General features: G+C 46.2%; 6 protein-coding genes. 1 reads left to right on the top strand and 5 read right to left on the bottom strand.

What is annotated here, in order from left to right:
- The first annotated feature begins 674 nt into the window (after positions 1 to 674).
- The gene (locus QUA44_RS14925) at positions 675 to 818 is read left to right on the top strand and encodes a ribbon-helix-helix domain-containing protein (RefSeq protein WP_333252057.1); all 144 of its coding nucleotides are present in this window, start codon (positions 675 to 677) and stop codon (positions 816 to 818) included.
- 43 nt (positions 819 to 861) lie between these two features.
- Here the strand turns inward: QUA44_RS14925 and QUA44_RS14920 are convergent, their stop codons facing one another.
- The 5 genes from QUA44_RS14920 to QUA44_RS14900 all read right to left on the bottom strand — a co-directional run bounded on the left by QUA44_RS14920 (position 862) and on the right by QUA44_RS14900 (position 6,932).
- Positions 862 to 1,437, bottom strand: a complete 576-nt coding sequence (locus QUA44_RS14920) for a TIGR04376 family protein (RefSeq protein ID WP_333252058.1) — start codon at positions 1,435 to 1,437, stop codon at positions 862 to 864.
- A 165-nt stretch (positions 1,438 to 1,602) separates the two neighbouring features.
- The gene (locus QUA44_RS14915) at positions 1,603 to 2,817 is read right to left on the bottom strand and encodes a hypothetical protein (protein WP_333252059.1); all 1,215 of its coding nucleotides are present in this window, start codon (positions 2,815 to 2,817) and stop codon (positions 1,603 to 1,605) included.
- A 452-nt stretch (positions 2,818 to 3,269) separates the two neighbouring features.
- Complete coding sequence (locus tag QUA44_RS14910) at positions 3,270 to 3,827, bottom strand: hypothetical protein (RefSeq protein ID WP_333252060.1); 558 nt, start codon at positions 3,825 to 3,827, stop codon at positions 3,270 to 3,272.
- Positions 3,814 to 4,932: an AAA family ATPase gene (locus tag QUA44_RS14905; protein ID WP_333252061.1), complete on the bottom strand. Its 1,119-nt coding sequence runs from the start codon at positions 4,930 to 4,932 to the stop codon at positions 3,814 to 3,816. The genes QUA44_RS14910 and QUA44_RS14905 overlap by 14 nt, the downstream gene beginning before the upstream one ends.
- A 77-nt stretch (positions 4,933 to 5,009) precedes the next feature.
- On the bottom strand, positions 5,010 to 6,932 hold the full coding sequence (locus tag QUA44_RS14900; RefSeq protein WP_333252062.1) for an ABC-F family ATP-binding cassette domain-containing protein: 1,923 nt from the start codon (positions 6,930 to 6,932) through the stop codon (positions 5,010 to 5,012).
- Positions 6,933 to 7,009 lie beyond the last annotated feature (77 nt).

The raw sequence follows: 7,009 nt of genomic DNA, 5'->3' as shown, positions 1-7,009 counted from the left end.
CCTCATTCTCTCCTAGCGCGGTGGCTCTAGTTCTTCTTTTGCCACCGTTCTCATCTTTGGTTAGTCTAAACTACAGTCACGGATATTATTCCAAAATATGGCGTTTGGCGTTGCTGAATATAGGTATGAATTCAAGATTTCGCAATTGCTATGGGCTAAGTCGGGTGAGTTTTGTAAGTTCCGAGAAAAGTTTATTCATACCGTGAATCAGCAACGCCAAACTATCTATCGGAACGGCAGTTCTTCAACCAAATATCCGTTCGATTAATTAAATATTGAGCCTAATTTAGTTAGTCCCAGAGGGTTTTGTCTCCCCAAGCGTTTGAGAATTCCTTCTCATTTTTCCGGAGGCCCTGCGGTACGATCGTTTAAATTCCCAGAACTTACTTTTCTGATTTGAGCTTACGTTAGTTAGTTAGTTAAGCTATGTTTTTCGTGGTGTTCGCCATCCACTAGCTATTATTATTTCCCGACCAGTCGTTTGAGCTTGGTATCTCATGTGGATGGGCGGTTATTCTATCTGTGGAATACTACTATAGCAGTTCTCAAAAAAGTGAGGATAGCCATAGCCATAGCCATAGCCATAGCCATAGCCATAGCCATAGCCATAGCCCGGATGGTACCTCATCTTTCTGAGAAAGGCTATATTATATATCCCAATGGGATAACGTGCCATGAAAACTGAGAGAATAAATGTTAGAACAACCAAACAATTGAAAGAGAAGATTACCAAAATGGCTGACGAAAAGGGAGTTCCTGTTTCTGAGTTGATTGACGACTATATTAAGGGACTTCCATCATCAAGCGGGATTAATTAAAGCAGTCCTAAAAGGAGGGGGCTTTTACCCAAATTCCCGGTAACTATCGGCCTATATTCCGCTTCATTTGATCGAGTTCTTCGTCTGCTTCCCAGCGTTGAAACTTTTCTTCTAAAGGGTCTGCAGCCGTAAAACTTCTATAAGTTGAGCTCTGATTCCAACCCTTTGTATCCCAATTCTGCTCTGTTTTAGTGGTAGTTCGAGTTGCAGCTTCTGCCGCTTTTGCTCGGACTTCTTTTCGCCGTACTTGAATTTGGCGGTACAGTTCTTTTGCTTTTTCAATCCGTTCTTTGCAGCCTTGCATTTGACCCCAGCGCTGATTTCCCTGACGCAGCAAAGCTGCTTGCCGCTCTTGGGCGGCTTGAGCTAAATCGAGCCTTTGAGCAGCTTTAGCTTTGTTGATTCGATCGTTCCAGCGCTGAATTTCTTGAGCGGCGGAGAGAATTTCGGCTTGCAGTTGTTTCTCTTGTTTTTGGATATCGAGAATCAGCCGCAGAGTGTCTTCTTCTTGTTCCTTCAGTTGTTCTTCTATTGCCTGCAATTCCAGATGGGGATTGCTACGCAAAAATTCTTCTAATCTGGTTTCTAGAAAGCGGCTGAAATCGTCAAATAAGCCCATTTGTTATTATTCCTATGTTATTTGTTATTTGTTATTTGTTATTTGTTATTTGTTGTTAGTTTTTCGCATTTGAGATTCCCCAGTGATTAATTTATTAGCTACTAACAACTAACAACTGACAACTAACAACTAACAACTGACAACTAACAACTAACAACTGACTAATTAAAATTTCTGCCCGACAAAAACCGATCGCACATCTCCTCCCTTGCGAATCACTGCTTCTTGATTTTTGATTTCTGCCAGCGTCCAACCGCTAGCGCCGATGCTTTCGCCGACATAAATTCTGCGGGCTACGCCGTCTACTTCAAACAAAGCAGCCGATCGATCGCCCAACTCCAAAATCCCTACCAACGTGTGCGCGGAAGTCGGGGCGCTGCTGACGGCCGGTGCGGATTGCTCGGGCGCGGGCGCGGATTGCTGAGCTGGGAGCGCTGGTGCCGGTTCGGTTTCGCGAGCCAAAATCTTCGGCTGGGGAGACTCCGACGTGGCAGGGGAAGCGGCGACGGGACTTCGATTCCCGGCCGCGGCGATCGCCCTACCTGAGACGGGATCTGCCGGCGAGGGGGAACCTGCGACGGCTGGAAGAGCCACTGTCACCTGAGTCGGAGGAGCCGGAGCCACCGTCACCTGAGCGGGGGGAGGGATGACTACGACTTGGGGTGCTGGTGCTCCTGGCTGCGAGGCAGCTTGTTCGAGGGCATTAGCAATGCGGTTGACTGCTGTCGAAAGACCTGCGGTTGCCGGCGGCGCGCCGGAAATTGGAATGCTCGGCAGCGTCCCCGGGATGGGGGCTCCGGGAACTCCTGCAAGTTGGGGGTTAGCTTGGGGTGCTTTTTTTTGTTCGATCGCTTCTAGGGAGCGCTGCACATATTCGACAAACGGGGTGTCTGGTGCTGTTTTGCCACTTGCTGTCGGCTTCTCTGGTGCGGGGGCGGCGGGCAAGCGCACCAGTCCCGACCTGCTTGCGAGCCACAACCCCATGACTAGCAGCAGCGACCCAAATGCTGCTCCGAGCAGCATTCTGTCGAATGATTGTTTGGACTGCTGTTTTTTGGTTGTTTCTAGGGCGACTTGGCGGGCGATCGCTTCTACGTCTTTTTCGCCTCGCTGCGGCGCGGGCGCCAACTGCGACAAAACTATTTGAGGTACCGAGATCGACTTGAGCGCCACGAATTCTGGCTGCACGGGTTCGGCTGCCAGTCCGCCGCTACCGTCGAATGCTCGATCGACTCCTTCAAACAGTTCATCCATCAACCGATCGGCGTAGGACTCTACTGCCACTGCTTCGGCTGGCACTGTTTCCACTGTCGCCACCACGGCGATCGGCTCTGACGCTGATTCCAAAGACATCTGTTCGGCGATTACTTTTTGAGGCATAGTTTTCTGTTTGCTCCCGCTCCTCGACAACCCTGAGATTCTCAACTATCAGACTTCTACAGGATACTTGTGATGTTAACCAATTCTTGGTTAAGAACAGGTCAATTGTATCTCACCCATCACCATATTTTTAGTGTTCAGCCAACTTACTTTGCCCGATCGACTTTTGTTGTACTTACTTTTGGGCTTTTTTCGCCCCTGCTTTCTGCTGCCAGTCTTACTCGCTTACCCTGACTTTTAATGCACGTTCTACTGCTTTTGTCAACCCCATCCTCCGGGCATTCACAGTTTTTGACACAAAGCTTTACTTGAGGATCTCACAAAAAAAGCGGGTTTTTGCCGCTGTGTCCGCTTGCATTGCAGCGTTGAAAAGAATTTCAGACTTTTACCAGTTTTAAATTTGTTGGTCTGTTTGGTTAAAAATAATCACAAATTCCAAATTTTTTCATAACTCATGGATCCACAAGTGGTAACAACCGCTGTAATTCCTCACAAGCTGCCTGAAGCGATCGTGGCGCATCTTCTGGTAAGCTCTGAGAATAACATTGATCGGCTAAATCCTCAACAGCGGTTTTGCAAACAGCCTCATTATTCTCAAATTTTGCATAAACAGTCTCCTCATTCACGGTTTCTCCCTGCAAATAGTGTATCCAAGTCTCAATATTGCGCTTAGCAACAAAAATCGCGATCGCTTCATTCGATCGCCTATTTTCCAGATCATTTTCATCAAGGACACTAGCTAACTGATTGAGTCTTGCTTCCAGCGTACCCGTATCTGCATCAATTAACACGACTAATCCAATCGACACCCGGTTTTTCTTCTGTCGATAAGCTTTCACTTCCACCGGATACTGACTGCGTACATATTGTTCTCCTGATTGGCTACCTTTCGGACAAATTTTAGCCCGAAATAGACCTGTAAAACCTCGTTTTTTTAGAAAATAACGCGCAAAAACCTCCTGCTGTCTGTCCTCGCAGAGAATGACAATCTGAACTTTACGCTGACTCATTCAACCATCCCCGTGCAATTAGTTCAGAAACTGGCAATCCAGAATTTTCAGCTACTTCACTGCTAATTCGTTTGACTCGAACAGCAGCATTGCTTTGACGCTCAAACCAATAGCCAATCGGTGAAGCCAAAAGGTAGTTAATTAATTCAGGATGGTGAGAAATTAGTAATGCTTGAAGTTTCCCTTCGCTACAAAGGTCATAAATCTCAATCAGCCAGGGTTGAATTTCTGGCAATGCTAAAAAATTTTCCGGTTCATCAATCCACAAGGTATAATCTTCAGATTTGCAGCCGTAAATCAGCGCGTATAAAGCCACCAATGTTTTTTGTCCATCCGACAATTCTCTGAGACGATATTCAATTGGCTTGCTGTTATCGGTTTCTCCTGAAAACCGCAGTTTTAACACTAAATTATCTTCGCTGACTCGCTCAAACTTAAAATTTGTGAATCCATCCAAAACCTCTCTTAAAATTATGCCAATTTCCGCAACTTTACCTTGATCTTCAGATAAGTAGCGATACCAAGAAACAAAATTTTCCATTTTAGGAGTCAAACGCATTTGTTCTTGGCTGCTTTCATCGACCATCAAGCTGGGAACAACTTGCACGATGATAAATCGCGCCATCCGTTCTCTAAACCAAGTTAACTTCGTGTTGTCGTTTCTTGGCATTAATGAAGGCAGAATAGATTGCGACCAGTCAAACTGGTATTTCGGGCCCGGTGAATAATCATCTCGATAGAGTTGAACTTCGCCGAATTCAAATTGTAGTAAAGGCTGGTTATCAAAGAGCAGACTCTCGTACCTAACACGACATTTATCTCTATAGTCATCGATTTGTAATTGATATGTGTAGCAGCCGCCATTACCGAGAATTTCTAGCTCGAAACGCTGAATTTGTGAGGTTTGCCAGCGGGTGCAGTCCGCTGGTTTGAAAATTCCTTCTACCTTACTGTCGCCGCTAACCAATGCTTGGATTTTCTGCAACACCTCAAAAACTGTTGATTTACCCGAGCCGTTAGCACCGAGAAATAGATTAATTGCATCAAAATGCAGTTCAAAGTTTACCAAACAGCGAAAATTGTTAATATATATTCGTTTCAGCATGGGCTTTTTTCACTTATAATTCCTCTAGCTCCTGTCATTGTTAACAGGAGCTAAGCACAACACTCGGACAACTAAAATTAACCCACCAGTTCCGCCAATTCCAACCAGCGCTCAGTCGCCCGATCGATCTCTTGAGTCAATTTCGCCAAACGATCGGATAATTTCTTCACCTCAGCAAACCCGCTCGGAGCATTGTTAGACAAAATCTTCTCAATCTCTGCTTTCTCAGCTTCCAACTGCGGAATTTTAGTCTCTAACTGCTCGTATTCCCGCTTATCATTAAACGAAACTTTGGTAGATTTTGAAGTAACAGCTTTGGGTTTTGAGTTGTTAGATGCTGCGGTGCGTGCAAGTTTTTCTTTTTCTTTTTGTTCTTGCACTTCCTTGGCTTCTTCGGCTTTTTTATAGTCCAAATACACCGAGTAATTGCCGGGATACAAGCGCAAATTGCCGCCCGGTTCCAAGGCGAAAACCATGTCAATTGTGCGATCGAGAAAATAGCGATCGTGCGACACCACAATCACGCAGCCGTTAAAATCTTCGAGATAATCCTCCAAAACCGCCAGAGTTTGCACGTCCAAGTCGTTTGTCGGTTCGTCCAAAATCAGCACGTTGGGTGCGCTCATCAGCACTTTCAACAGAAATAATCGGCGCTTTTCCCCGCCCGAAAGTTTGTTAATCGGCGCATACTGTTGGTTCGGCGGAAACAGAAACTTTTCCAACATTTGAGAAGCGGTAATGATTTCCCCGTCCGCCGTTTGCACCAACTCCGCCACACTTTTCAAGTATTCAATAACTCGCTGGTCTTCATTCGGCGTCAAATCCTCTGAATGCTGGTCAAAATAACCGATATGAATGGTTGTCCCAATTTCGACAGTACCCGAATCCGGCTGAATGCGTCCGGTGATGATATCCATCAGCGTCGATTTTCCCGCACCGTTGCAGCCAATAATTCCAATCCGGTCTTCGGGAGTGAAATTGTAGGTAAAATCTTTAATTAAAGTGCGATCGTCGTAAGCTTTACTGATATTCAGTAACTCAATCACCTTCTTACCAATCCGGCGGCCCGCTGTGGCAATTTCGACTTTACCGTTGGCTGTTTTGAATTCCTCTGCTCGCATATCTTTAATGCGATCGATCCGGGCTTTTTGCTTGGTACTGCGAGCCTTCGGCCCTTTTTTGAGCCATTCTAACTCGCGCCGCAATACTCCCGAAAATTTGCGCTGAGTGCTGGCTGCGGATTCTTCAGCTAGGGCTTTTTTCTCCAAGTAATAAGCGTAATTTCCAGCATAATTGTAAAGGTCGCCGCGATCGATCTCCAGGATGCGATTGGTAACGCGATCGAGAAAATAGCGATCGTGCGTAATCAGCAGCAGTGCACCGCGATAGCCGTTCAAATAGTTCTGCAACCACTCCACAGACAGCGCATCCAAGTGGTTTGTGGGTTCATCCATCAGCAACACATCGGGCTCGGACAACAAAGCCGTTGCTAAGGCAATTCGCTTGCGGTAGCCGCCGGACAAATCGGCAATTTTTGCATCAAAATCCTCAATCCCCAACTTGGTCAAAATCAATTTCGCCTTGGTTTCCAAATCCCACGCATCCACCTCATCGATGCGTTCCGACACTGCCGACAGACGCGCCATCAACTTGTCTGTATCGCCTTTGCCGTGGGACAATTGATCGGAAATTTCCTCGTATTCGCGCACTAAAGCCATTTGTTCGCCGCTGTCGGCAAATACTTGCTCTAAAACCGTATGCTTTTCGTCTAAATCGGGCTGTTGCGGGAGATAGACAATTGTAGACCCTGGATTGACCCAGCGATCGCCAGAGTCGATCGACTCCATACCCGCAATCATTTTCAGCAGGGTTGATTTCCCGGAACCGTTAGTGCCGATGAGTCCGACTTTATCGCCTTCATCGAGGCTGAAGCTGGCATCTGTCAAGAGTTCCTTGATGCCGAAGTCTTTTTTGATCGATCGCAGAGTAAAAATAGTCATGAGTATATAAAAATATTTACCTAACTTAGTGTAGCGCTGATGGTGATTTAAGCTTATTATGCGAATACCGACGATAA

Origin of the sequence: Microcoleus sp. N9_A2, from assembly GCF_036701775.1 — a bacterium.
Classification (GTDB): domain Bacteria; phylum Cyanobacteriota; class Cyanobacteriia; order Cyanobacteriales; family Microcoleaceae; genus Microcoleus.
Note: the sequence above shows the minus strand (reverse complement) of the source record. Positions and strands in the feature narration are given on the sequence as shown.